At 63.3% G+C, this 26,483-nt stretch carries 17 protein-coding genes, 1 tRNA gene, 1 pseudogene and 1 riboswitch; of the genes and pseudogenes, 4 read left to right on the top strand and 15 right to left on the bottom strand.

The window, feature by feature from the left end; all coding sequences use genetic code 11:
* The first annotated feature begins 140 nt into the window (after positions 1–140).
* Entirely contained in the window at positions 141–6,443 is a 6,303-nt protein-coding gene (mobF, locus tag SK1NUM_RS10715) for a MobF family relaxase (RefSeq protein ID WP_212321851.1), read from the top strand.
* A gap of 110 nt (positions 6,444–6,553) precedes the next feature.
* Here mobF and SK1NUM_RS10710 read toward each other — a convergent pair whose 3' ends face one another.
* The 10 genes from SK1NUM_RS10710 to SK1NUM_RS10665 form a co-directional block, all read right to left on the bottom strand.
* Positions 6,554–7,087, bottom strand: a complete 534-nt coding sequence (locus SK1NUM_RS10710; RefSeq protein WP_212321849.1) for a DUF4913 domain-containing protein — start codon at positions 7,085–7,087, stop codon at positions 6,554–6,556.
* Positions 7,087–8,790, bottom strand: coding sequence for a VirD4-like conjugal transfer protein, CD1115 family (locus tag SK1NUM_RS10705; RefSeq protein WP_212321847.1), 1,704 nt, complete (start codon positions 8,788–8,790; stop codon positions 7,087–7,089). The genes SK1NUM_RS10710 and SK1NUM_RS10705 overlap by 1 nt, the downstream gene beginning before the upstream one ends.
* A 20-nt stretch (positions 8,791–8,810) precedes the next feature.
* On the bottom strand, positions 8,811–9,404 hold the full coding sequence (locus SK1NUM_RS10700) for a hypothetical protein (protein WP_212321845.1): 594 nt from the start codon (positions 9,402–9,404) through the stop codon (positions 8,811–8,813).
* A complete protein-coding gene (locus SK1NUM_RS10695) occupies positions 9,401–10,933 on the bottom strand; it encodes a CHAP domain-containing protein (protein ID WP_212321843.1) in 1,533 nt (510 codons plus the stop codon). The genes SK1NUM_RS10700 and SK1NUM_RS10695 overlap by 4 nt, the downstream gene beginning before the upstream one ends.
* 394 nt (positions 10,934–11,327) lie before the next feature.
* Positions 11,328–13,787 (bottom strand): VirB4-like conjugal transfer ATPase, CD1110 family, encoded by a 2,460-nt coding sequence (locus SK1NUM_RS10690; protein WP_212321841.1) that lies wholly within the window; start codon positions 13,785–13,787, stop codon positions 11,328–11,330.
* On the bottom strand, positions 13,741–14,139 hold the full coding sequence (locus SK1NUM_RS10685) for a PrgI family protein (RefSeq protein ID WP_212321840.1): 399 nt from the start codon (positions 14,137–14,139) through the stop codon (positions 13,741–13,743). The genes SK1NUM_RS10690 and SK1NUM_RS10685 overlap by 47 nt, the downstream gene beginning before the upstream one ends.
* Positions 14,140–14,141: 2 nt before the next feature.
* The gene (locus SK1NUM_RS10680; protein WP_212321838.1) at positions 14,142–14,819 is read right to left on the bottom strand and encodes a hypothetical protein; all 678 of its coding nucleotides are present in this window, start codon (positions 14,817–14,819) and stop codon (positions 14,142–14,144) included.
* 1 nt (position 14,820) lies between these two features.
* On the bottom strand, positions 14,821–15,708 hold the full coding sequence (locus SK1NUM_RS10675; RefSeq protein WP_212321836.1) for a hypothetical protein: 888 nt from the start codon (positions 15,706–15,708) through the stop codon (positions 14,821–14,823).
* Between the two features lie 9 nt (positions 15,709–15,717).
* Entirely contained in the window at positions 15,718–15,963 is a 246-nt protein-coding gene (locus SK1NUM_RS10670) for a hypothetical protein (protein ID WP_212321834.1), read from the bottom strand.
* A 69-nt stretch (positions 15,964–16,032) separates the two neighbouring features.
* The gene (locus SK1NUM_RS10665) at positions 16,033–16,722 is read right to left on the bottom strand and encodes a hypothetical protein (RefSeq protein WP_223928034.1); all 690 of its coding nucleotides are present in this window, start codon (positions 16,720–16,722) and stop codon (positions 16,033–16,035) included.
* Between the two features lie 151 nt (positions 16,723–16,873).
* On the opposite strand from SK1NUM_RS10665, the gene SK1NUM_RS10660 reads away from it, so the two are divergent.
* Positions 16,874–17,083: a hypothetical protein gene (locus SK1NUM_RS10660; RefSeq protein ID WP_223928032.1), complete on the top strand. Its 210-nt coding sequence runs from the start codon at positions 16,874–16,876 to the stop codon at positions 17,081–17,083.
* Here the strand turns inward: SK1NUM_RS10660 and SK1NUM_RS10655 are convergent.
* Both SK1NUM_RS10655 and SK1NUM_RS10650 read right to left on the bottom strand, forming a co-directional pair.
* Positions 17,056–17,196 (bottom strand): annotated as a pseudogene (locus SK1NUM_RS10655) (helix-turn-helix domain-containing protein); the annotation flags it as partial. The gene SK1NUM_RS10660 and the pseudogene SK1NUM_RS10655 sit on opposite strands and share 28 nt — an antisense overlap.
* A gap of 739 nt (positions 17,197–17,935) precedes the next feature.
* Positions 17,936–18,008: transfer RNA gene (locus tag SK1NUM_RS10650), tRNA-Lys, on the bottom strand.
* Between the two features lie 66 nt (positions 18,009–18,074).
* Between SK1NUM_RS10650 and SK1NUM_RS10645 the strand changes: the two genes are divergently transcribed.
* Positions 18,075–18,695 carry a hypothetical protein gene (locus tag SK1NUM_RS10645; RefSeq protein WP_212321830.1) on the top strand — a complete coding sequence of 207 codons (621 nt, stop codon included), beginning with the start codon at positions 18,075–18,077 and terminating at the stop codon, positions 18,693–18,695.
* A 91-nt stretch (positions 18,696–18,786) separates the two neighbouring features.
* A complete protein-coding gene (locus SK1NUM_RS10640; RefSeq protein ID WP_212321828.1) occupies positions 18,787–19,704 on the top strand; it encodes a cation diffusion facilitator family transporter in 918 nt (305 codons plus the stop codon).
* A 4-nt stretch (positions 19,705–19,708) separates the two neighbouring features.
* On the opposite strand, the gene SK1NUM_RS10635 is transcribed toward SK1NUM_RS10640, so the two are convergent.
* The 3 genes from SK1NUM_RS10635 to SK1NUM_RS10625 form a co-directional block, all read right to left on the bottom strand.
* Positions 19,709–20,587 carry a pyruvate, water dikinase regulatory protein gene (locus SK1NUM_RS10635; RefSeq protein WP_212321826.1) on the bottom strand — a complete coding sequence of 293 codons (879 nt, stop codon included), beginning with the start codon at positions 20,585–20,587 and terminating at the stop codon, positions 19,709–19,711.
* A 47-nt stretch (positions 20,588–20,634) separates the two neighbouring features.
* On the bottom strand, positions 20,635–24,291 hold the full coding sequence (gene murJ, locus SK1NUM_RS10630) for a murein biosynthesis integral membrane protein MurJ (RefSeq protein ID WP_212321824.1): 3,657 nt from the start codon (positions 24,289–24,291) through the stop codon (positions 20,635–20,637).
* Positions 24,281–26,308 (bottom strand): DUF6049 family protein, encoded by a 2,028-nt coding sequence (locus SK1NUM_RS10625; RefSeq protein WP_212321822.1) that lies wholly within the window; start codon positions 26,306–26,308, stop codon positions 24,281–24,283. The genes murJ and SK1NUM_RS10625 overlap by 11 nt, the downstream gene beginning before the upstream one ends.
* Positions 26,304–26,406: riboswitch (TPP riboswitch) on the top strand. It overlaps the preceding gene by 5 nt.
* Positions 26,407–26,483: the final 77 nt, after the last annotated feature.

The following is a 26,483-nucleotide window of genomic DNA, read 5'->3' as shown; positions in this document are numbered from 1 at the left end:
AACCCCTTCTGAGCATATTTCGGAAGTCGCTTCGCTCCTACTTTCTCCTCAATACAGAAGGGGTTCAAGGCCCTTCCAGCCGTCACACTACTGGCACTTTCAGTACATGAAGCGGACCATGAGCTACGATAGGCGGTGTGATGACCATCTCCCGCCTCAGCGCCGGGGATGGGTATGAGTACTACACCTCCTGCACAGCACGTGGCGATCACCGCTCCAAGGATCAGGAGTTGGGCGACTACTACCTCGAATCCGGCACGCCAGCTGGGGTGTGGATGGGACGCGGCGCGGCCGCTCTCGGCATTGAGGGCGAGGTAACCGAGGCCCAGATGAAGGCCCTGTTCGGGGAGGGTCTGCATCCCGATGCAGACCGGCTCATCGCTGAGCAGATCGCCGCCGGGGTGAGCGCGAAGAAGGCCATCCAGAGCGTCCGGTTAGGCAGGAAATTCGCCGCCTACCAGGTCCCAGACAGTACGCTGAAGCGAGCGATTGACAACGCTCTCAGCACAGAAGAGCATCGTTTGGGTCGCGAACTCGAGGCTGATGAGCGCCTCCGCGTGAGGATGCGCACCGCCGGGATCGAATTCAGAGCTGCGCATGGGCGCAGCGGGAGCCGCATCGAAGTCGCGAAGTGGATGAGCCGCGAACTCAGCAGCAAGCAGAACACCGTCGCCGGGTTTGACCTCACCTTCTCAGCGCCGAAGTCGTTGTCGGTGGCGTGGGGAATCAGCTCCCCGGAGCAGGCCGAGCGACTTGAGGCTGCGCACGAAGCAGCCATTGAACAAACCATTACGTGGCTCGAGGATGAAGTCATTCGAGCCCGCACCGGCGCCCAGGGTATCGCCTTCCACACCACCAACGGGCTGCTCGCTACCCGCTTCCGGCATTGGGAATCCCGGGAGGGCGACCCGCAACTCCACGACCACGTCGTTGTCGCCAATCGGGTGCAGATCACCAACGAGCAAGGCCGAGTGAGGTGGCTCACCATCGACTCCCGGTCGCTGTACAAGGCCACCGTCACCGCCTCATCGGTCTACAACCAGAAGCTCGCGAATGAGCTGAAACAGCTGGGGTTGGAGCTACGGGAACGCACCACACCCAGCGGCGACTACCGCGGCATGGAACTCGCCGCGATCAGCGATGACCTGATTGAGCGCTGCTCGGGCAGACGGGCAGCAATCACCGCCCGCACCGAGCAACTCATCGCAGAGTTCGCCGCCGAGCACGGACACCAGCCCGACAAGAAGACCCACCTCGCGTTGGCGCAGCAGGCCACATTGGAGACCCGGATCCCGAAGTCCCAGGCCATCACGCGGGATGAATTGCGTGAGCAGTGGCGGGGCCATCTTGGAGCAGAAGCGGAGCAGATCCAGCAGGAGATCATCACCCAACTCGACGCCGAACCCGATACCACATCGGCTGCTGTCCAGAATCCGGAAGAGCCTGGCTCAAGGGTGCATGTGGACCAGGTCGCAGCCGAAATCGTGACGGAGTTGAGCGCCCGGCAGTCGGTGTGGAACCGTAATCATGTCTCGACCAGAGTCAATATGTGGGCCGCCTCACAACCCGATTTGGTCTCGGATGAGCTGCGCCACGACGTGCTCGATGCCGCATTGACGAAGGCGTCGATCTCCATCACCCCCGACGTGGCCACACCTGCCCTCCCCGAGCTCCTCAACCCCGACGGCAACAGCATCTACTCCCCGCCGGCGGCGCGGCTCTACACCTCCGCCCAGGTCCTGGAAGCCGAAGCTCTCCTGGTAGATGCCGCCCACGACATCAATCTGCCGGCCGCCACCCAAGAGATCTTCGACACCGTCGTGGGGGAGCAGGAACTACAGCTCGATCCGGGCCAGATTGCCCTGGCCCAGCAAGTCGCAACCAGCGACCAGGTGCTCACCGTCGGCATTGGTCCGGCAGGTGCGGGGAAGACCACCGCCATGCGTGTTGCCACCCAGGCAATCGCTAGCGCCGGAGCGCGAACGTGGGGTGTGACGGTCTCGGCAGCGGCCGCCGAACAACTCGAAACCGCCACCGGAATGCCATCCGTCACGATCGCGAAATGGCTCCACGAACATCGCCAAGGCCGTCTCAACATCCAGCCCGGCGATGTGGTCGTCGTCGACGAGGCTGGCATGGCCTCGGCCACCGATCTGGCCGCCATCACCCGCACCGCACGCAACAACGGCGCATTCGTACGGCTCGTGGGGGATGACCGCCAGTTGCAGGCGATCGGCGCCGGCGGAGCCCTGAAGATGCTCACCCACGAGGCCGACGTCGTCCGCCTCGAGACCCTCCACCGCTTCACCGACGAACACGAAGCGGCTGCGTCGCTCAGGTTGCGGGATCAGGGCGATGTCGAATGGTATCTGGCCCAGGGCCGGGTCCACGGCGGCACCGCCCAGCACACCCATCAACACATGGTCCAGGCATGGACCAAGGACCTCGAACGGGGCGATCGCGTGTTGCTGCTGGCTACCACCAACAGTTCTGTGAACGCGTTGAATCTGTTGGCGCAGCAGCGCCGCATCGACGAAGGTCACGTCAACGTCAGCTCCACGATCACCCTGGCCGACGGGGCAGAAGCCGGGGTGGGGGACTGGATCCTCACCCGACGTAACGACCGCCGCCTGGCCACCGGCACCGGTCGGTCCTTTGTGAAAAACGGTGACCGCTGGACTGTCGAGGCCATCAACTCTGACGGCAGCATCGAGGTTGTCGATGACCACGACCGCACCTGCACCCTCCCCGCTGACTACGTCCGTCAATGGAGCAGTCTGGGGTACGCCGTGACGGTGCACCGAGCCCAGGGCCGCACCGTCGACTCAGCACACCTCCTCCTCGACACCACCGCGATCGGGCATGACGCCGTGTATGTGGGGCTCACCCGCGGCTGTAACTCCAACCAGGTATGGGCCATCACCGACGGCCACACCGCCCCGGACATGCTCCGCCACGCCGCAGCCAAAAATGTGCAAGCCACGTCGGCGCGGGAGCTGATCGCCCAGGCCCAAGCCGAAGCCGGGCATCCCGCACACCTGGTCCGCATCCTGGCCGATATGCAACGCCGCGCCGATGCCCACCGCTACAACCAGACGTTGCGGCGGGAGCATCCAGCGGTGTGGAGCCAGATCGAAGAATCTCCCCAGCTCCACCGCCTCCACAAAGCGCTCCACGACGCCGAACAACAAGGTTTCACCCCGGCCCGGATCCTCCACGAGTGCGCGGAGAACCTGCCCGACGGCGTCGAGGCCCCGGCCGGACTGATCGCGTGGCGGATCCGCCGCCACCTCACCCTCGCCCAACAGCACGCCCGCCAGAACCGGGATGCAGTACGCCGGTTCAGTCACCTCACCGACCAAGAACTCGCCGCCCAACTCCATGCCGCCACCTGCGACAAAACCACCGCCCTCAAAGCACTCAAAGCCACGAAACGCACCCACCGTGAGACCGAGGCCGTGCCGGCAGTCACGAAACGCGGCGAAGCGGTGCCGTCCTGGCAGCACCGCCCCCACGGGGCGTTGGATGATGCCGAACTCGCGATCCAACTCCGCGCAGCCCGCGGCCGCGCCGAGGCCGCATCGAAAGCGATCACCGAGATCCGCCGGCACATCCGGCAGCTGCTCCGCACCCCCGACACGGCCGCTCCCGAACAGCTCTTGAAGAATCTGGATGCGCGTTTGGAGCGGCTGCGCGCTGACCGGGATGATGCAACCCGTCGTGCTACTCAGCTGCGAGACGAGACCTGCACCCGCGCCGACCTCGACGGGAAGTCGTGGTACCGCGAAACCACGCAACGGGAGGCCGCCACCATGCCGGAACGCCCCGGCAACCTCGCGGGCGATGTGGACCGTGCAGAACTCGGCTTTGTGGCGGTGCAGGAGCTGCGGAAGCAGTTGTGGATCGAAGCCCACCATCGCCGCTTCGACCCCCGTCCCGGGCAGGTGGAGCGGTGCGGTGCTCCCGCGTGGGCGATCTCCGGCCACGGCACCACCGATCCAGCCATGCCGAGCAGCTGGGCGGCCGCGCTCACCCAGATGCGCCACCAGGTCGCCGACGCGATCACCACCCGCGGCCAAGCGCTCGCCCTCGACCCACCCGACTGGGCCACAACCTATCTCGGCCCCGTCCCCGACGAGCCCGCCCAGCGTGCTCGCTGGGAGCAGGTCGCAGGGCAAATCGAAACCTGGCGAGGCCTCACCGAGCACACCAACCCCAACGTCGCCCTGCCAGCCCCGTCCAGATCCAAGGCCGTCGGGGCCCAAGCAGCGACCTGGCTGCACACCCTCCACGCCGCCGCCTCCGACCTTCGCACCGGCCGCCCCACACCCACCCCGGGCGACGCTCCTAGCGATGGCGGTGTAGAGCCGTCGCCTCCTGTCCCGGTACCAGTTCTCACCGCACCCCCAGCCACCACCGAACCAAGCAGTGGGATGCGTCGCGCCGCCACCGAACCCGCCCACCGCATCCAGCACGCCCGCACCAAGGCCCCGCCACGCCGCGAACCCACCAAAGCGGCCCCCGCAACCGCGCCGGTGCTGACGCCCGCCGCTGAGCTCGAACGCGACCTCATCGGCCTCACCAGCCGGGAACGGATCCTCGACCTCACCCAACAGGCCGCCCAGTTCTTCAAGGACCACTACCAGGACTCGGCTGCCCGGCAGTACCTCGAGGAACGGTTGAAGACTGGTCTGACCGACCACCCCGAGATCGTGGTCGGGTATGCGCCGGCAGGAAGTCGGCTGGTCCAACACCTCCGACGCCACGGGGCCAGCGACCAGGAGCTCATCGACGCCGGACTTGCCAAACCCGCCCAGGGCGGCGGCGTCATCGATGTGTTCCGTGACCGTCTCGTCCTCGGCATCCACAACCTCGATGGCGACTTGGTCGGTTTCGTCGGCCGTGCCCGTCCCGGCGCCGACCCGCGAGTGCCGAAATACCTCAACACCCCCACCACCCGCGCGTTCCACAAGAGCGAGGTCCTCTTTGGCTTGCCCGAGTATCAGGACCTGGTTGCCAAGGGTGCGGACCTGGTGCGCGTAGAAGGACCCTTCGACGCCCTGGCCATCACCCTCGCCACTGGCGGCCGCGCGGTTGGGGTTGCCCCACTCGGCACCGCACTCACCGAGCAGCAAGCCCAGGCGATCGCCAACCAAGGAGCGAGGGTGTGGGAGGCCACCGACACCGATGCTGCCGGGCAGGCCGCCGCCGCCCGCGACCATGAGCTCCTGGTCCGCCACGGCATCACCGCCTACGATTTCCTCCTCCTGCCACCCGACGGACAGCCCGTGAAGGACCCCGCCGAACTCCTAGCCCGTCCCGGCGGCGCGGAAGCTCTACAGAAGCCCTTGGTGCTCGGGGATGCCGCCCCCACCATCGCCGGGAAACTCCTCGTCGGCATGGTTCGTGACCACGCCGGCGACCTGGCCGGCAACGTCAACATCCTCGTCGGTGTGGCACGTCATGCCGCCCGGCTGATTGCCGACCTGCCGGCCGATCAGCAGCCCTACCACACCGACCTGGTCGCAGCCGCCCTCCGCGATGCCGCCCCCACCCAGCACCAGGACGCGGTGCGGGACCTGGTCAGCCACGAAATCCAGCAGCAGGTCCAAGGCCGTCGGAACTCAGGCAGTCGGATCCGGCCCCGTGCAGGGGAGCGTCTTCACGACCTCGCCACCCACCTCGGTATCCCCATCACCCCCACACCCATCCAGGCCCCACAGCCTCCCACACCCACACGGATACCCGGCCCAGTGCCCGACACGGCACTGCACGACGTCGTCCATCAGCCCCTCCACACTGCCGCCATCACCCGCCCAACCGCGGCGATCACCCCACCACAACCGCGGCACCCAGCGACACCGGTACAGCCAGCAGAATCGGCACCCCCAGCACAAACAGCGCACCCAGCGCAGGCAGTGCAGGCGGTGCAGAAGTCTCAGTCACTGCACCCCACGCCACCGATACGGCCAGCGGAACCGACACAGCAGACAGGGTCGGTGCAAGACCTCATCGACCAATGGCAGCTCCGCCAACAACTCACCGCCCTGACCGAGCGCCTCGAGACCCTCCCCGAACGGGCGGCCCTGGCCATGGACCTTGACGCCGCGACCCGCGCCCGCGAGACCCTCCGCCCTGCACCCGGCACCCCCCTCATCGAAACCATCCAAGCAAAGATCGCGCTCGACCAAGAGATCACCGAACTCCGGGCTCGTGCCGCGGATCTCAACAAACCTGCCCTACAACGCAGCCTCGAGCGCTACCAAGGCGCCCTCGAAGCCCAACGGGCCAAAACCATCGACGCCCAAGCCCGTGCGATCGCGGCCGACAAAGACCGGCCCCTCATCGACCGGATCCGCGACACAGCCGCCCTCAAACACCAACACACACCACAGCCGGAACAACCCACACCCCGCCACGAACGCGACGCACCCGAACGCTGAGGGGGTAACAAAACGGGGAATAATATTCCACCTCACCCTTGGCTGGGGCTGCTATGAGACGGTTGTGTCCCCGCCAGCCCAAGGCCGGCGGGGACACAACCCGGTCGAGTTCACTCCGCCGGAGCCTCGGCAGCGGCGAGTGGATGGAACCCAACATCGGTGACCGTAGCCGCCGGATCCGGCTGATGATGCCCATTCCGGCACCGATCCACCGACTGTACATAGGCCAGGAATGGCCGCCAGCTATAGGTGTACCAAGAGATCAACTCTGGCCCAGGATGGTGTGCGGCGGCGGTCTCCCACGCGCACCTGAGTGCCTCGAGCTGATTCACCAAGTCGGGATGGGCCAGCCAACACGGTGGGATCGCAGTCACCGCATGAGACGCGCAGATCCCATCCACCCACACGATCAACCGGTCCCAATCCTCCACGCTCCGGGCCGGGTCCAGGCTCCACGGCCACAACACCACGACCTCCTGCTTCCCACCACGAGTGGGGACGCTGGTGGTGCGGGCCTCGGTCTGCTGCAACCGCTCCATCACCTGCAACAACAAGGCGTTCTGCTGCGCCACCTCCTGCGACAACCTGGCCACCGCATCATCACGCGCATCCCCAGCCGCATCGCTGTCGACATGTTCACTCATCACTTGCCACTCCTCACCATGTCACTAGCCTTACGTCGAGTTCGTTGCCCATCGGTGACAGGCCGCAGCTTCCGGCCCCGGAACGGCGGCAGCCCCCGCACCAATACGATTGCCTCCCCACCAGGCAACCGCCCCACCTCATCCGCACTCAACAAATCGCGGGCGATCGTCTTGACGTTCCTGGAGCCGCCCCTGCGGCCATGCGAGATCGACGAATCCACGGTACGGATTGTCTCCTTACCCAATGCCTCCGACACCCACTTCCTGGTCTCGGCGTCCTGCGAACCCAGGAACAGTACGGTGTCGCAGTTGCCCATGATCGTGGTCCAGGCATCGCCATAGAGGGCTTTGCCCTGACCCAAAGCCTGGATCATCAACACCGCCGAGATGCCTCGAGAACGGACGGTGGCCAGGAAGATCTCGAAGTCCGGCAGCCGGCCGATGTTGGCGAACTCATCCATCCAACAGGTCACCGGCACCGGCAGCATCCCATCGGGCCGCTGATCCGCCAACCACACCGAGCGTTGGAAGAACATCGAGAACATCAACGCCGACAACCACGCGAACTGCTTGTCCGAATCCGAGATCACCGCAAAGACCGCGGTCGGCTCGAAGCCCACACGATCAAGCCGCAACGTATCCTGCGCCAAGATGCGGCGGACCGCTGGAATATGCAACGGGGCAAGCCTTGCGCCGGTAGTGACCAGAATTGATGCGGCCGTCTTCGCCGCCGCCTGCTGATACACCCGATACTGGGACACCGCATAGGTGAGCAGCTCCGACCCCTGACCGAACTCAGCCGCATGAAGGAACAACTCATCGACCGGGGACAAGGCGTCGTCCTTGCTGGCCTGCATCCGCGACAGCAGGTCCATCACCTCACCCAGATGCCGCTGCCCGGCCGGTGCGGTGGCGGCAACAAACGCAATCAACGCGTTCAGCAACGCGGCTTCCGCTCGTTCCCAGAACGGATCCCCACCCGAGGGTTTCTGCCCCGGAACACTGGTGTTCGCAATAATCGTTCGCACCAACAAAGCCACATCCTCCGGCTCATGCCCAGGACGCAAATAGCTTAGGGGATTGAACCCATCCGACTCGGCGAAGTTCACTAGGTTCAGCACCCGCACTCGGAACCCGGCCTCCTCCAGGCCGGGGCGGCACTGCCGCAGCAGCTCACCCTTCGGATCCGTCACCACCACCGACGAAAGACCCCGATCCAGATTCGGCATCACAAAAAAACGAGACTTACCAGACCCAGACGAACCGATGCACAAGATATTGAGGTTCCGCTGATGCTCCGGACGCGCCGCCCTAGTGATGCGGATCCGATGCTCCCTCGTCAACCAAACATTCTTCTCGATGTCAGGGTCCGTGAACGGCCGCAGATCCCGGGACTTGCCCCAGCGGGCGGAGCCATGCTCCGCCCCGGCCCGCTGCGGCTGACCCAGCCGATAGGCACACCACCCCGCAGCAGCAAACAACACCACAGCCCCGCCTGCTAGGAGATCCGCCGCAGCCCACGACACACTGTGCAGCGCCCGCATCGTCGAGAACCCGGCCGAGACCTTCTCCAGAAGATTCAGACTCCCGCCAGCGGCACGGAAACCGCAGCTGAATACATCGGCAGCCCAGAACATCGACCCCGCCAGCAGCAGACCAATGATCCACGCTGCTATTCGCCGCCATCGACGCCGTCGCACCATTTCCACACCCTCTTCCTGTATCAGTCGCCGGACTCTGGTTTGAAAGCAACCACTAGGCCGTCTCGGACCGTCACAACCCAAATCTGGGTTTTCACCCCCCGACTAGGAACACGGCCAGGGGCGTGGGCTGTGCGGTTGAACATCACCTCCACCGGCAGTTCCTCGCCCGGAGCAGCGGTTGGTGTGGGACTACCCGGAGGCGGCGCAGCCTGAGACTCATCACCAGTGATGTTGCTGATCTCGATCGAGACGTACCCGCCCGCCTCGACCAAGCGCCGCCACCACCCAGGGACGGTGCCGGACTCCTTGGCCTCGGTGAGGTGCGGTGCAAGTTCGCTAGTTGCATAGGGCGCGGCTCGGCGCCACGCCTCAGCCGGGGAGGTGTCCAGTCGGGCATCCGGCGTCGCCGCCGCCCGCACGAACTCCGCCGCGGCCCACCGGGCCGGGGAGTCGGCGAACTCCGGAATTGGGCTCTCCGCTACTCCTCGAGCAACCACGGCCACGCTCGACACCGACGAGACCCCCACCGCCGACTCCTCGGCCGGCCCGCCACAAGCCCCGAGAAACACCACTCCAAGCGAACCAGCAGCCAAGACCTTCAAATACCTCATCATGATGCCAACGGCTCCTCAAAATGAATGACGACATCGAAGTCCTTAGGAATGGAAACATGGCTGCGAGTGCCGAACTTGTGTCGCGGCCCATGATTGTACTCGTTTACATCGAAAGTACCGTCCTCATGGACAGCAGTAATGTAGGCCACGTGTCCATAGCCGTTTCGGCTGTGCTGTGCAACAGCCCCAACGGTTGGGATTTGATCAACCCGGATACCAAGCTTGCGTGCGGCTTCGTCCCATTCCTTTGCATTACCAAAATGCGCGCCGCGCCAATTATTGACGAAATCCTTGTGCGGACTGTATGTGCGGACCGCAAAAGCAGCATAGGATACACACTCCCCCCAATAGAACGCCCAATCATCGAGTCCTTCACGGTCGCGCCGGACTGGGGCGTAGTCATCCACACCCGCCGCAGGGCTACTACCGGTTGTGATCGCTGTACAGCCCTGGGTTTGAATCGTAGGCAGCAGCGAGGCCACCGTCGCTTCATGCTTCGAGTAGTAATCAGGGAAAGCGCTCACCTGGACTTTCTGGGCCGCTTGGCCCAGATCCATTGACTGCCATCCCTCGATATCCGTCAAACCGGGAATGTGATAGCCGACACTGCCCGCCCCATCACCGTGACGCACCGCGACATCATGGCCGAGGTAGAAGGTTCGTGCCGCATAGTGCACATCATTGAGAATATTGGTGTTTTCTTCTACCGTCGCGCCGTCGGCATACCAGCCGACCTTCGCCCGCTGCTGAAACACCCCCACATCAACATCAGCATTCGGTTTCTTCGTCGATGGGTTGGCACCCATTGTTGATTCCTGCATCGCGGTCATCAACGCGATCGCCCAGCCCCTCGGCGGGATTCCAGCCTTCTGGCCCTCCTCCACAATCGCCGTCGCCGTCGCCCGCTGCTCGGCAGTGAGCAGCAAGGAGATGTCCTTGCCATTCGGGTTCGGTAGGAACTCGGCGACCTCAGCGGCCGTGACTGCATGTCCCGGAGTGGATCCGCCCACGCACCTCGTCTGCGCTGCTTGCCGGCGGTGGTTCTCTGCGCCGGCGCCTGTGATGAATGATGGCAGGATTGCGCACAGGGCAGCGACGATACCGATGATGCCGATGAGTACGGGAAGGAGAGCTCCGGCTGCGCCCATGGCCGCAACAACTGCTTTAGCTCCTAGCATGGTGACTCTGGCGGTTGCTCGCATTGCTGCTCGTGCTGTATGTCTGGCAGCCCATTTCACGGGCCGTCCGGCTTGTTTCAGGCCGAACCGGGTGGGTTTCTGCCATGCCGTTTGAGCGGCCCGGAATGCTGCCCGATCAGCATCAAGATAACCCCCGGCGCGAAGGGACGAACCCGCTGTTCTGACTCCGGAACGGATCCCGGTCCGTCCAGCAGCTACGAATTTCTTGGTGCCGCCGCGTATCAACTTACGGGTGAGGCGGCCAATCAGGCCAGGTTGATGTTTGGTCAATTTGGGGGCCGGCGGCACACCCGGCAGGAATCGTTTGGCGACTACCTTCGCAGCGTGCATACTGCCTTTGATTATCGACTTGCTGGTTCGACGTGCATGAGTTGCGCCTTGGCGGAGAAGACTTGCTGCCTGATCGTCTGTGTCCGCCAGACCCAGACGATCGATCTGCCTTAGCTGGTTCACACTGAGCCGCGCGGCGCTCCTGGCCGCAGATCTGCCTGCCCGGCCAACGTGCCGTCCTACCACTTTCCCGGCAGTCAAGGTATCGGCACCTACCTGCCGGGCGGCCTCAGTCAAGCGCTGGCGCCGGGTGGTGGTTTCGGTGACCTGATTCCCCCGCACCTCGGTGATGATTCCACCGTAGCGGGGTGTGGGGGACTGCGGTGAATCATCCGGGTCGAGGCGATACGTCCGCTGCCGGGTAGTGCGGATCTCACCCCATCGGCGGGGCCGTTCATTGACCACGACCGGCCCCTGTTTCTTCGAAGGTTGTGGAGAACAAGACGTTCAACGGCCCGTCGTGGGGTTTACGACCATTGAACGGAATCGTGGTGGCTCCGACACGCAGCAGACCACATCCTGGTTCCACGGCGGTGAATGCACGAATCTCGTCCTCAGAGAGCCCCAACAGCTCTGCCAATGCGTCCGCATCGGTATGAGACTGCCCCATCAAGAACAACACCTCAGCATTGTTCAACATCCGGCACGCGGACGGGTTCTCGAGCAAGGCAGTGATGTTCTGCAACATAGCAGTCGGCAATCCACCATACTTCCTGAACCTCTGGTAGAACTGGGTGACCTGTTGGGTGGCATGCTCGTTTGCCAGCAGCAGACTGAACTCGTCCATGTAGAGCCAACTGCGGATTCCACTACCGTAATTGCGCTGTACCGTGTTCCAGATCGAGTCCAAAACCACCATCATCCCGAAGGTTTGCAGACTCGGGCCGAGCTGACTGGTGTCGTAACACACCAGTCGATGTTTGGTATCCACATTCGTTTGCCGCGCGAACCCGGAATACGACCCAACAGCGTAGATCTCCAAAGCGGCAGCCACTTGAGCCGCGACCTCGTCGCCCTGACCGCGGACTTCGTGGTAGAGATCCCGCAGCGTAGGCATCTCCTGCTGCTCAGGCGGGGTTTCCGCCCAGCGACGGTACAACGCTGTGATACAGCGGTCCAGCAAAGATTTCGCCGCGGCATCGATACCCGTGTTTCCGCCCAGCAGTACTTGCAGCATCCCCAACACAGCTTCGGTTTTCAGCCGGATCGGATCGCCTTCAACATTCGACAGCACCAGGTCGAACAGGTTGATCGAATGCGTTGAGCCGGCGTGGATATCGATGACGGTGCCCCCCAGGGCTTCCACCAAGGCACGGTACTCCCTTTCGGGATCCATGATGATGATCACGTCCTTCGGGCGCCCCAGCAGCACCTCCACGATCTCCCATTTCGTGAAATAAGACTTGCCAGAGCCGCTGGTGCCGAGATTGAACGCATTACCGTTCCTAGTGGCTCGTCGATCCATGATGATCGGATTCCTAGTGGTGGAATTGATGCCGTAGAACAACCCTTGGTCGTCCAAAATCTCCTGCGACGTAAAGGGCATCATTACCGCCACCGACGCTGTGGTCAGTGTTCGATGAAATGGTACCAGCGACAACCCCAACGGCAGTGCGGTGTTGAAGCCTTCCTCCTGCCAAAACTTCAAGAACGACAACTCACACGACTCGCCCTTGGCTGCTTTACGTACCTGGTCAACACGTTTCGCCAATTCCTCCTTGCTTTCTGCTCGTACCATCACCACCAAGGTGGTGGTGAACAACCGCTGATCCTGCTGATCCATCGCCTGCTGCAGATCACGAACTTCTTCCATACCGTTGATGACCCGCTCGGGCAAGTCATATTCGGGGTCCATATCTGCCTTCAACGCCCGTCTGCGGGCGTCCTGGCGTTCCATCGACAACCCCGCCCGATACGTTCGCACCAGCTGTTTGCCTTCTACCTTGTCAATCGGCTCCACCACGAACGTGATCGCGAGATCGGTCTGTACCTCCGAGAGTCGGGTGAACAACGTATCCGCCACCCAGGTCGGATAGTCCCGCATCACCAGTACTTGGTAGTGCAGCTCACCTTCGTCGCCCACCAGTACCAGACGTGACCGGTCTCCCAACTCCACCGCCTGCGGAGCCAACTCGTCATGAGTTGTCGCACCGGACAAATCCATTGCGGCATAGTCGAACCCTTTCGCGTAGCAGCCACGAGTCCATTCCCGTAGCAGCTCGATCCTGCCCACACCATCCAACTGCTCCGCGCGGCACTGCAATAACCCCAACATGTGTTTGGCCACCAATGTCACAAGACGATCCAGTCGCGCTTTCGCTTCCTCGAGGTCCGACGCTTTCACCGTTAACGTCAAATACTTCTCGGTGACGATCACGTACTTCCGATCTCCGATGCTGGCGTGCACGATCCGATTGTGATCACTCCGCAACGCCGTGAACTCATCCCCGTACCTGGGCTCCGGGAACAACACACGCCCCACCAAATTACGGCGCTCGACACGGCGATTCATGATCGTGACCGCCAAATGCTCACCCGACCCGAACTTGTTGAACAACTGAGCATACGATTCCAGAATCGAATGCTGCTGCTCATCCGTCGCCATCTGATAATTAATATCAGACAACTTCAAGCATGCGGAATACAAGCCGCCACCGAGAACACACACGCCGGATTCAAGCATCGACTCATACCACAAAAACTCCTGCGCCCGCCGCATCAAACGCGACTTCTTCTTCGTCTTCCCGTTACGTCGTTTCGAGCGTTTCCTGCCGTGACCGACTTCCAGACGCCCCGATGGCTTGCTGTCAGGCTCCTGCTTCTTTCCGTCGTTTCGCTTCTTTCCAAGAAACATGGTTATTCCTTCCCGGGAATCGAACAGAATCTTCCGAGTTCGGTGAATGATTCAAATACAAAAGACGCTTCGGCGACAATGACGTGCGCAGCATATGAGGCGCCCATTTCTCCGTGCGGATACCCATAGGTCTCACCCATGCCCACGCCCCCACAGGGGCCGCTACAGGAGCAATCGCGAACGGTAGCATTCGGATACTCTCAAGACCGAAAACCATGAACAACACGAACCCTACAGCGGCAGTAGCGAACGCCAGAATTCCGACCGCTCCCATTTGCCGCCAGGTCAATCCCCCCATGACTTTCGGATCGATCTCCGTGATCTCCGCATAGACACGCATTTCGATTGCCATATCTACCTACCACTTTCCAGGTCCCGGAACGCCGCCCCGTCAATGATCAAACCCGGCTGGTAGGACGTCTTGTAGTACTCCATCCGTACCTGCACCGCCTCAGTCGCAGCGGACGTGGTCAGCGTCAAATTGAACTGGAACTCGCAGCTACCCGGACCATCGAACCTAGGTTTCTTCTCGCCGATCACGCGCCGCTTCGAAACCAACTCGGTTGCGTCACTGCTCCACCCAGTGACTTTCCCGGCCAGCTTCTCGATCCACACCGCCCCTTTCAACGGCTCATGAGCCACATTGACTCCCTTGTCGGTGACCTCCATCGACGCGACCCCATCAGGTCTGAGAGCAAGCGCCGCCCACACGAGCTTGCTGCCGTCGGTCGTGGAGGACGCAGCAGTCCACGTCACGCCAGAATTCAACTTGGCCACGGCCTGCTCAGCACACGGCCAATACTTATCAGCCGCCGCCTGATCCTCCACCGCTGCTGCATCGATCACCGAGGTCACCTCGTCAACGCTCTTCGCGGCCTCCAGCTTCGAACGCACCTGGTCCTTGTCGTCGATGAAAACCATGCCATCCAGCCGTTCCGCAGCATCCTTCCGGACCTGCTCCACCGACGCCCCACACGACACCAGCCCCGCAACAGCGGTGGCCGCCAGCAGTAGCCCAGTAAATTTCCTCATGTCAGCCTCCTAGTAGCTCGCTTGCGATCTTCCCTGATCCCATCACAAGCATCCCCAGCAGGATCCCCATGAAAATGAACTTCCCACCCAATGAGAACGCCGCAGCCACGCCCCCCTCAGGCAAGCCCGTCATCGCAGCCCCAGCCCACCGCGTCGTCAGAATCGTGTAAATCCCAAAAAGAATCACCAACACAAACGACTGCAACACAGTAGCAGCGTAATTCTTGATGAAACCAATCCCGAACGAACGAGTATGGTCTGAAACCATCATCGCCATCGGCACCGGAGCAAAAGCCCCATAAATGTACAACTTAATGAAACGCATCACCACCAAGGCGAATCCACCCAGCACAGCACCTTTGTTGATGAGCCACGCCAGCAGCATCAACACCACCAACACGGTCTGTCCCAGCCAATCGAGATCCTTCACCGCCCCCAAGAACTCATCAAAATCACGATCCGGCCACACCTCGGAGGTGAATAGCTTGTTGGTTTCCGATGCCACCGACGTGCCAAACTGGTAGATCGCCGCTAAAATAGCCGGGGTCTGATGAAACACCGCCCACACAACACCAAACTTGACCCATGTGAACACACTCATCCGAAGTTTTGTGTCCCCATCCCCATCGGTCATCAACATCACACGATGCATTTCAATGAGAAACAAGATCACCAACACAACAGCGGCAGCGGTCTCCATCAACGCAGTCGAAATCGTCGACACATAACCCGCTACCTGCGCAGTAGCATCATGATTATCCCCCCACGCCTCAGGGGACTCCAGCACGGTAGCCATCGACAAACCGAACATCGAACCCAACCCCGACGACAAATCCGTCAAGATCGGACGCAAAATCGTATCCGTCCACGCCTCCAACAACACCATCACGACAACACCTCACAGCAAAGCAACCAAAGCAGTTCCCGCCGCCGCAATGATCGCGCCACCCATCATGTGATTCAACGCAGTCTTCATCCCACTACCATCGCGCTCACCAAAGAACTGGATCCCCAACTGCACCAAACCCCAAACAGCCCACACACCGCCCCCAATACCGATCAAAGCCCCCAAGCCATCCAAAATCAAATTCAACAACGTCGTATCAAACTTGACGTCCTTGATCTCCAACAAAAACATCATCATCTTCCTCCTGTAAACCCGAAAACAAGTATCAACACAAACTGACAATTACCTAGACGAGAACCCCAACAATCAGACCCCCGACATACCCTCCGCCGCCTTCGAGGCCGCTTCCATTTCACGCATCAGCCACCAAACTCGTGACCGGCCTGCATCAGGCGATCCTGTCCGGATCGCCTCCGCCCGAGCCTCCTCCGCCCGCACCGCCACCGGATGACGCTCCTCCGGCCGCAACGGCGGCATCGACGGCGGATCCGGTACCCGCCGCTTGGACGGCGACGACTTCGGAGCCCCTTCCGGCGGAAGTTTCGACAAGCGGTGCGCCACCAGGCCTGCGAGATGCCGGACCCGGGCCGGTATCGGATTCACCGCCAGATGCGCCCGCAGATCGGCCGCGGTCCAGCCTGCATCTAGGCGTTCCCGCAGCAGCGGCGCCACCACAGCGACGCCGTCGTCGTCGAGGACCTGCATCGGCTCCGGCAGCGCGTGCCGGATCAAGACCCAGTCAGCCGCCACATCACGCCCCACCGGCACAACACCGCCGTCAGCGTTGGGGGAGACGGCCCGGCCACCGGCCGGAGCCGACCCAGCCGCCGGCAGGCCAACACCACCCCGGGAATCTTCGACGTCGGAGTCGGATTCAGATCCTGACCCGACCCCACCAGACCCGTCCGCCAGCACCACGGCCGCCGCCGGCGGCGTGGGGGGTAGGGGGGTTGGTGGTTCTATATGTGATGGGTTTTCCTTATAGAGACCTGACACTGGTGTCATGTTGGTGGTGCCACCAGTGTCATGTTGGTCAGCCAATGTGACACCCGTGTCACATTGGCTCCCACTAGGGGTTTTATCCGCGACAGCAGCCAACATGACACCAGTGTCAGGTTGGCTCCCACTAGGAGCTTCACGCAGCAGCTTGGGGCGGCCCTCGCCCCGGCCAGCCCTCCGAGACACCTCATCCGGCACATGCAGCCGGTACAACGAATTCGACTTCCGCAACCCACCCCCAGCGTTCTCCCGCAACCCCATCGTCCGGGAGATCAACCCAGCAGCCTCCAACGCCGCCAACGCCCGAAACACCGAACGCACCGACACCGACGCCATCTTCGCCAAGGTCTCGACATGAGGCCACGCCTCATCCTCATCATCCGCGAAGTTCGCCAACGACAACAACACCAACTTGTGCGTCTGATTCGGCACATCCAACTGAAAAGCCCAGTTCACCGCCCAGATCGACATCTCACGGCTCCTCAACACCAGGTAACGGATCCACACCGCCCCGCCCATCAGGATCATCCGGCAGGGCCGGGAAGGGGGACACCCCGACCCCATCGGACGACCCCGCAGCAGGATCGAACCCCAACACCGCAACCACAGCCGACCACGGAATCTGCCACCGACCCGACGGCAACTGAATCGCCCCCGGAAGTAACCCGGAGGCGCACCAATGTCGGACGCTCCGCTTCGAGGCACCAGGGATCCAATCGGCCGCCTCTTCAGTGCCGATCCACTCTTTTTTGGTGGCATCGTGTGTTTTTCGCGCGCTCACGCGCCTAGTGTGCTGCGCGTCCAAGTTGTTTGTCAATCGTCATGTTGTGCGTTTTGTGCGCAGTCGTCTATGATGTGCTTCATGGCCAGGGACCTAGAAACAGCTCGCGATGCGGGCCTCATCAGTACCTACAGCGCCGACGAGGCGGTGGGTATTGCCGTGAACAACCTGATGTTCCAGCGACGAGTCACCCGGAAGCAGCTTGGTGATGCGCTTGGAGTGACTGGCTCCAATGCTGGCAGGAAGCTGCGGGGTGAGATCGGATGGTCACTCAATGACCTGTACGTGACATCCGAGCTGTTGCAGATTGAGCTCAGGGACATCTTGCCGCAGCGCGTCGCCCAGGATGATGCCGGCTACCTGCCCGTCGCGGCTGCGGGGACGAGATCCGCCGCGGCCCGGGGGTTTGCTGCTGCGGCGGCCCCCTCGTGCCCCCAGCGGGGTTCGAACCCGCGACCCATGGATTAAAAGTCCACTGCTCTGCCAACTGAGCTATAGGGGCGAAGACAGTCTAGTACCTGCTGGCCTTCCCTGCATACACCGGGTTGTGGCGTGGCAGGCTTGGGGTATGGGAGAGCTGGACGGGTTGCTGTGGGCGCTGGTCATTGGGTTGTTTCTGCTGGCGCTTGCCGTCTGGCTGGACATGCTCCGCCGGCGCCGGCTAGAGGGGGAGTCCACGGGAGGTGGGGACGAGGGGAGGCCCGAATACCTGACTCAGTCCGAGATCGACGACCTGCCGGCGCCGGCTGCCGGGGAAACGCCAGACCAGGGGAAGCCAAGGGGTGAGCGGCTTGAGATCGGGCTTGCAGCTCTGGGATTCGCTGACGCACATGGTCGTGCCGAGCTAGAGGATGCCAGTGTGCTGATCATCGACGGTACCGGCGTCACGATGCGGGAGTTGATGGAACCCATTGCCCAGCACCAGCCGATCGTATTGGTGGCTCGCGGGATCGGCGATGAGGTGCTGGCGACCCTGGTGGCAAACCGGAAGAGCCTCAGGATACCGGTGGTGGCTGTGGTGACCGACCTGATCCCGGAGGTCGCTGACTTAACAGGAGCCCTGCCGGTGCCGGTCGCGGACCTCAAGGCCGGATACCTACCCACCGAGCACCTCGGCCATGTGACCAGATGGACAACTGACCGCTCCCACACCTGGATCGAGCCCTACCCTCCCCTGGTCGGGGCCTAGAAAGAACCGGTTCCCTCAAGGCGGAGCGGGAGAAGGCGAGCAGAACCTATCAAGGCTTGCTTCCAATCTGGTGCGCACTGACCATGGAGGTGTGTCGCTGAGTTCTCAACAATCCACTGGTGCACCGGACCTGAGCCGTTATGGCTGGCTGGCCGTGGCCACTGCACTTGCCACGATCGCACTGAAGGCCGGAGCCTGGCTGGTCACGGGATCAGTGGGCCTGTTGGCCGACGCCGCCGAGTCCATCGTGAACCTGGTCGCCGCCGTCGTGGCGTTGATCGCCCTGAAGATCGCGGTGAAACCCGCCGACGCCAACCACAACTTCGGTCACACCAAGGCGGAGTATTTCTCCGCGGCGGTGGAGGGTGTGATGATTTTCATCGCCGCCATCTCCATCGGCATTTTCGCCGTCCAGCGGTTGCTTGTCCCGCAGCCCCTCGAGGCAGTCGGGGTTGGCCTGGCGATCTCAGTGGTGGCTTCCGTCCTCAATGGTGCTGTCGCTCTGCTGCTGATCAGGGCAGGGAGACGTCACCACTCCATCGCCCTCAAAGCTGATGGCAAGCACCTGATGACCGATGTCTGGACCTCGGCCGGGGTGCTGGCCGGGATAGTCCTGGTGTGGCTCACCGGGTGGGACTGGCTGGACCCGGTGATCGCCATCGCTGTGGGCGTCAACATCCTTTTTGCGGGTTACGCCCTGGTGCAGGAGTCGACGGCCGGTCTGATGGATGTGTCCCTGCCCGAGGAGGACAATGAGCGGCTACGTGCGATACTGAGCAGCCGCGCCGGTGCCGAGGTGGGGTTCCACCTGATGCGTACCCGGGTCTCCGGGACTCGTCAGTTCATGGAATTCCACCTGCTCGTTCCGGACGAGTGGAGCGTCAAACAAGGGCACGACTTCCTGGAGGATCTCTCCGACGAGATCGTCTCCGAATTCCCCAGGATGACCGTCACTGGGCACATTGAGCCCATCAACGACGCCCGCAGCTACTCCCACGCCGACCTGTAATCAGTCACGGTTTGATCCGGAGCTGACCCGCGGGGCGGCGAAGATGCGAGCCCGCGCGGCGGGCGCGCTCATCAACGATGTCGATGATGCGGGCTGCGGCCTCCTCCAGCGCCAGGCCTGTCGTGTCCACAATCGGGGCTCCCAGCCGGCGCTGGATGTTGCTCACCTCGTCCAGCTCGTCGAGGATCTGTCCCAGGTCGGCGTAACCATCCCGGGTCCCGAACCCACCCAGGCCCTGCACCCGCCGCGACCGGATCTGCAACAGTCGTTCAGCGTCGATGGTCAGCCCGACGATGCGCCAGCGATCGATCCCGAACAGCTCCTCAGGCGGCTGGATGCCAGGCACCAGCGGCACATTGACCGTTTTGTATCCCAGATAGCCCAGATAGATCGACAGGGGAGTCTTGCCGGAGCGAGAGGCCCCGACCAGGCAGATGTCGCACTCCCTCAGCGCGGCGGGCATTGCCCCATCGTCGTTGCGGATCGCGAACTCCATCGCGGAGATCCGCACGAAATAGTCGGCTTCCACTCCCACGGGGCGCATGGGAACCTCGTCGGCTGTGTGCCCGGAGATCTCCTCCAGCGCCAGCAGCGCATCACCCATCAGGTCGGTGTAGGGAATCGCCAGATCCTTGCAGGCATTGATCACCAGGCTCCGCAGCTCGGCATTCACCAGCGTGAAGAAGACAGCGATCCGCTGGTCAGAGCGTTCCTTCAGCGTGTTCAGGGCCTTCATCATGGCCTCCAGTCTTCCCAGCCTGGGGTGCCGGATGATCTCGAAATGCGCATCCGGGAACTGTGCGCGGGCGGCTCTGGCCAGCCGTACCGCAGTTTCCCCGGTCGAGTCGGCAAGCACATGGATTTCCAGGACACCGTCGGTCATGGCAGAACCGTAGCGGACTGGCTCCAGAACTTACGGTGAAGGTGGTCTCAGCCGTGTTTGACGACGATTTCGTTGATGGTCGCCGAGTAGCGGTCCTTGGAGACCTCCGGCAGTTTCGTGAGGTAGACCAGCAGGTAGCGGCTCGTCACCGGCTCCGACGGCTTCAGCACTGTCTTCTCAGCAGCACCTTCGGCGTTAGCGACCGCCTTCCACTGGGCTTGGCGGTCCATGGGGGCCTTGTCTGTCGCCTCCTTGGCTGGGACCCGCAACTCGACGTTCTCGCCGGCCGCGGCGAAGTTCACCTCGACCTCACCGATCTGGACGGGCTGTCCGAGGTCCAGGACCAGGCCGACACCGGGTTTCTCGCCGCCCATCGCCGAAGTCCAGTACTTCACAGTGGACCAGCCCGTCCCAGCGTCGCCGTCGATGGCGTTCTTCGCCTGGTCCGCATGCTCCTCACCATTGCCGTTGTCCGCCCGCGGGTCGAAGTCATTCGCACTGGCCACCGGCACGACGGTGCCGGCCTCGGAGGTTCCCTGCGACTCGCTTGCCGCCGGGCTGGGCGCAGCGGAATCGCCGGTGCTTGGCCTTGGGCCAAGACTGTTGATCGCGACCACTATCAGGGAGATTACGAGTGTCGCGATGGCAGCCAGCAGCGCCATCCAGAGCAGAGGCCTACCCTCGTAGGTGTTTTTGGCGGACTTCACGTCCTCCACAGCGCTGGTCTCCACCACTTTCTGGCGAGGCTGCTGGCTGACCGCAGGCTGTATCTGCGTTGCCGCTGCGTCGGGCGCGGGCATTGGTTCGAGCGTGGCAGGCCGCAGATTGCCTGGGATCGGATTCTGGGGCTGCCTGACCCGGGCCTCCAGATCCGCGGAGGCATCCGCGGTCCCCAGCACGGAGGCGAGCGCCGCCGCCAGCTGGGACGCGGTCGTGATCCTGTGGTCCGATGCCGCTCCCCGCTCGGTCAGGGCAGCTGTGCAGATCTGGTCCAGTGCCGGGGAGACGCCGGTGGCGACGGTGTGTGGCGGAGCCGGCTCGCCCGCGATGACGGGGGCCGCCTCCAGGCCCCAGGCATTCCCACCCGGCCAGCGCAGCACCAGCATCGCGTACAGCAGGCTCGCGAGTCCCCGCACGTCTGCGGCCTCGCGGTCGCTCCATTTCACTGAGGAGTTCGGGTGGAAACCCGCTTCCACGCCGAACCCGACCAGTTTCACGGCGCCGAGGTTCGTGATCACCACATTGTCGGGGGTCAGCTGCTCGTGGAACAGGCCCTGCCCATGCAGCGAGGTGAGCGCATCGGCCAGCTCCCGCACCACCCAGGCTGCCTCAAGGGCGCTCAGCGGTCCGTGTTTCAGCAGCTCCGCCAGCGAACTGCCCTGTGCGTATTCGCAGACGATGTACCCACTGAGCCCGCGGGAATCATCCTCGAGACTGACCGCGTCTAGGACCCGCAGGAAACGCGAGTCGGTGGCGATCGCGCCCTTGCGGGCCGCCTGCAGCAGGTCATTGCTGTACGGGCTGTCCGCTGGTATAACGTGCGCCACGACGTCGCGGGAGAGCACCAGGTCGTGGGAGCGCCACGTCTCGATGCCGTCCCGGACCATGATCAGTTCCTCGATGCGGAACCGCGTCGACAGCAGGTCGCCGGTGTTCATCAATCGCTGTCCTGCGGTGATCTCGTCGACGCCCTCGAAGAACGACGGCTCATCCGGCCCGATGACCTGCGAATGCATGTCCTGCTCGACGGGCTCGGGGGTTTCCCGCACTGCCGGGCTGGTCCTGGTCTTCAGCATGTCGTCGGTGGACTCCTGGCTGAGGTCCCGCACCAGGCTGGGCAGTTCGAGGGCCGCCGACATGGACTCCTCCGGGATGCGGGCCGCATTCCAGCCGTTGAAGTTGCCATCGGCGATGACCGTCTGCAGGCCCGTGGGCATGAGGTCGTCTGCCAGGGCCGCGACGGTGGCGGGCTCGGGCCCGATGGTCGGGATCTTGGGGAGTGCCGATTCCTGTTCCGGTTGTTCCTCCTCCGGTTTGTCGGAGGGTTTGCCGCGGCCAAGCCGGGAACGCACCATGTCTCCCAGGCTGGCAAGCTCCCGGACCTTGAGCAGTCTTCCCACCCCGAAGAAGGTGGCTCCGATCAGGCCGCTGCCTATGCCGAGAGCCAGCAGCGGCCCCAGTTTCCCTCCGGGGAGGGCGCCGGTGATCCAGCCCGACAGGAGCCAGGCGACCACCGCTCCGCTGCCCGCCCCGATTCCGAGGCGGGCGATGTGCATCAGGAGATCGCGGCCATCCAGGCTGGGCAGGCTGCGTTTCAACTGCCGCCAGCTGAGCTGGACTCCCACGAGGTAGGCCAGGGAATATGCCGCGGCCAGCGCCGCGGCCGTCCAGGAGGGATCCTGCACCAGGTGCACCAGCAGGAGCGCGCCGCCGGCATTGACGCTGCCGATGACACACTGCAGCAGGAATGGGGTCTTGGTGTTCTCCAGGGAGTAGAAGGTGCGCAGGCAGATGAACTGGACGCTGAAGGGCACCGTCCCGAGGGCGAAGGCCGCCAGCGCCCAGGCGATCAGCACGGCGTCGCGGCTGCCCTGGCCGTGACCGAACAACAACGTGGCCAGGGGGTCGGCGAGCGCTAGAAAGACTGCCGATGCAGGAATCAGGGCCATCAGTGATAGCCGCATGGTTTTGCGGGCCTCGGCTGCAACGCCATCGAGATCTCCCTCGGCGGCCAGCCGTGAGGCATTCGGCAACATCGCGGTTGCCAGGGAGACCGTGATCAGGGAGTGCGGCATCATCCAGATCAGGTTGGCATTTGTGTAAACATTGGAGCCGCCGCCCGTGCCAGCAGCTGTTGCCGAGGTGGCCAGGCGGGTCACCAGCATGAGGACGATCTGGTTGATCAGGACGAAGCCGAGAGTCCACTTTGCGAGCTGGAATGTCTTGCCGAGTCCAGTTCCCCTCAGATCGAAACGGGGCCGGAACCGGAATCCCACCTTCCGCACGAACGGGATCAGCACCAGCGCCTGGGCGGCGATACCGGCGGTGGAGCCGAGACCGAGCAGCAGCGTCTGCTCATTGGTGAAGGCCCCCGAGTGGTCTCCGCCGGTTCCCCAGGCCACCAGGTAGAGTCCGAGCACCGCGAGCCCAATGACGTTGTTGGCGATCGGGGCCCACATCATGGGACCGAACTGGTCCCGTGCATTGAGCACCTGCCCCAGGATCGTGTAGACGCCGTAGAAGAAGATCTGCGGGAGAGTGCAGTAGGTCAGCGCCACCATCGAGGCGTATTGAGTCTCCAGGTCAGCGGAGCGGTAGGCGTCTGAGGAATATAAGAAGGTAATCAGTGGGGCGGCGACCGTCAGGACCACGGTGACGACGCTGATGACCAGCATGAAGGCGGTCATCAGCCGGTTCGTGAAGGCCTCGCCGCCGTCCTCGTCATGGCGGATGGCCCGCACGATCTGCGGTACCAAGACCGTGTTGACCGCACCTCCCACGAACAGGAAGTACATGCCGTTGGAGATGGTGTTGGCCAAGGACAGGATGTCCGCCTGCCGGGTGCCGTTGCCGAGGATGAAGGCGATCAGCATCGTGCGCAGGATGCCGAGGCCCCGGGAGACGAGCGTTCCCGCTGTCATCAGGGCGCTTGCGGAAAGCAACTTGCGGGTGCTGCTCACTTCACCACTGGTCTTACTGCTCACGACTCTCCCTGGCTCGTTCCCGTTGCACCGCCCTGATACGCAGGAATGTGCCTCCCACCACTACTGCACCCGAGACGATGATGATGATCCAGCCGACGCGCCCCAGGCCGGTCGCCGTGATCTCCACCGGCGCCTCCGGTCCGAAGCGGGTCCCCTCCTGCGTCGCCAGCTGGGCCCGCACCATCACCACACCGTTCGCGGCGCTGTGGAGGGTGACGTTCACCGTCCGCTGCTCGCCCGGCTCCAGGGTCACCAGCTCCGATGATTCGACCCAGATACGTTTGGGGGAGTTGCTGGTGAAATTCACCTTCACCGTCACTTTGACGGGTAACGGATTGGTGATCGTGACGGGGAATTCGTTCTTCTCGGATCCCATCACGAACTGGCTGGAGACGCTCAGCCTGACCTTTGTGGCATCCAGTTTCTCGCTGGGGGTGGCGCTGACGAACGCCATCGCCTCCGCCTCGGAATTGAAGCCGCTGCTGAAGGAGCGCGCCGCGATTGCCGCGTTCAGGGCTTTGCGATCGGTACCAGTGACCTCCTCCAGGAGCTGGGATGAGTCGAACATCCCCTGTATCTGGGATCGCAGCTTGGGCCATGGGGTTGCCCGCGTGGTGGTGTCCGCATAGCGCGCCTGCTCTCGGGGTTCGGGGAGGGTGGCGGCGGTCTCGGCCCCCTCCAGCAGGGCGGCGCGGTCGATGTCCGCCGCGGAACGCACCAGATGGATCGTCGGCGAGCCATCGAGCAGTCCCTCCGCCAGGCGGCGGCCGGCGATCTGGGCCTCGGTGAGGGTGTTGCCGGGGCCGATGCCGGGAAGCACCAGGGAGGACACGCGCAGGGCGTGGGCTTTGACGCTGTGGTCCGTGGTGCTGATCATCCCGCTGGAGGTGAAATTGTTCCCGAACACCTTCTTGAAGCCGTGGAGCGCGAGGGTCAGCGCCAGGTCCTGGCTGTCGTTGTCCCCCAGGTCCGCGACAAGCGGAGCATCGGCTATGGCCCCGAGCTCAGCGGTTTTCAGGGCGGTCTCCGACCAGCTGAGTGCGGTCTCGAAACTGCTGAGGTCCCCGGTCGCGTGGAGCCGCGCCAGGTCGGGATTCCCGAAGGGCAGCCGCATCACCCGTCCCGCACTGATCAGGGTGTTGAGCCGATTCAAGAAATCCTGTGCGTTCTGGCTGGGCGGGGTGCGGGTTCCGGCCACGGTGTGTTCCTCGGCCAGGGCCCGGACCTCCACCAGCAGCGACGGGTCCAGGAGGGTGTACGCGCCTGGCTTCTCGGCTGCGGCCAGGAGCTCGGAGAGCTCACCGACCAGCTGGGACTCCAGGGAGTCGTTCTGGAAGTCGCTGCCGTCCAGTAGGGTCGGCTGGGCAGCGAGCTTGACGACATTCGACACCGGCAGTGGTTTCTTGGATGCGATGGCCAGCACGCGGCCCCGTCCCGCCGTGAGATGGTTCCCGTCAGGGGCGTCGGCCCGCAGATGGACCCCCAGCAGATAGGCGCTGTCAGCCTTGGGCAGGTTCAGGTCCTGCACGGTCGCGCTCACCGTGAACCTCATCGAGGCTCCGGGCGCGAGCTCTCCCAGGTCCTGGTAGTTGTTGGCCCCCACGAGCCTTCTGCCGAGTGGCTGCGTGGGCTCGGAGGTGAGCGTCTGCTGGAGGTCGTCGTGTTCCGTGATGGGGGCGGTGGAGCGCCAGAAATGGACGCTGGCCTTGCTGAGGGAATGGTCAGTGTTGTTGCGCACCGTGCCGCTGATGGTGATGGTCTGGTCCGGGTGGGACAGGTCCAGCAGCTGCGGGGAGACGGAACTGATGTTCACATCGACGCTGCCCTCCGCCCGGGCAGGGGAGGCGACAACGCCAGTGATGACCGCTGCCAGGAGCAGCACCCACGTCATCAGCCGTCTCATCACCGGACCATCGTAGTAGGCGGGATCACCGGACCGGGAGGTGCTGGTGGCCGCCGCTCGATCCGGTGCGGTCATGTTGGCGTTGCGGATGGCGATGAGTAATGTTCGCAGCACACGACAGGGGAGCGCAGTAGCGCTGAGAGTGCGGGAGACCGCAGACCCTCGAACCTGAACCGGTTAGCACCGGCGTAGGGAGTCGGGAATCTCTGATCGCGGGGTGAATCAGGTGTGCCTGCGTCGCGGTCTCCCTGAGGAGTCCGGGTAAAACCGGTAGACCACAGGAGCTGAC

The sequence above is a fragment of the Arachnia rubra genome (assembly GCF_019973735.1).
Classification (GTDB): Bacteria; Actinomycetota; Actinomycetes; order Propionibacteriales; family Propionibacteriaceae; genus Arachnia; species Arachnia rubra.
Note: the sequence above shows the minus strand (reverse complement) of the source record. Positions and strands in the feature narration are given on the sequence as shown.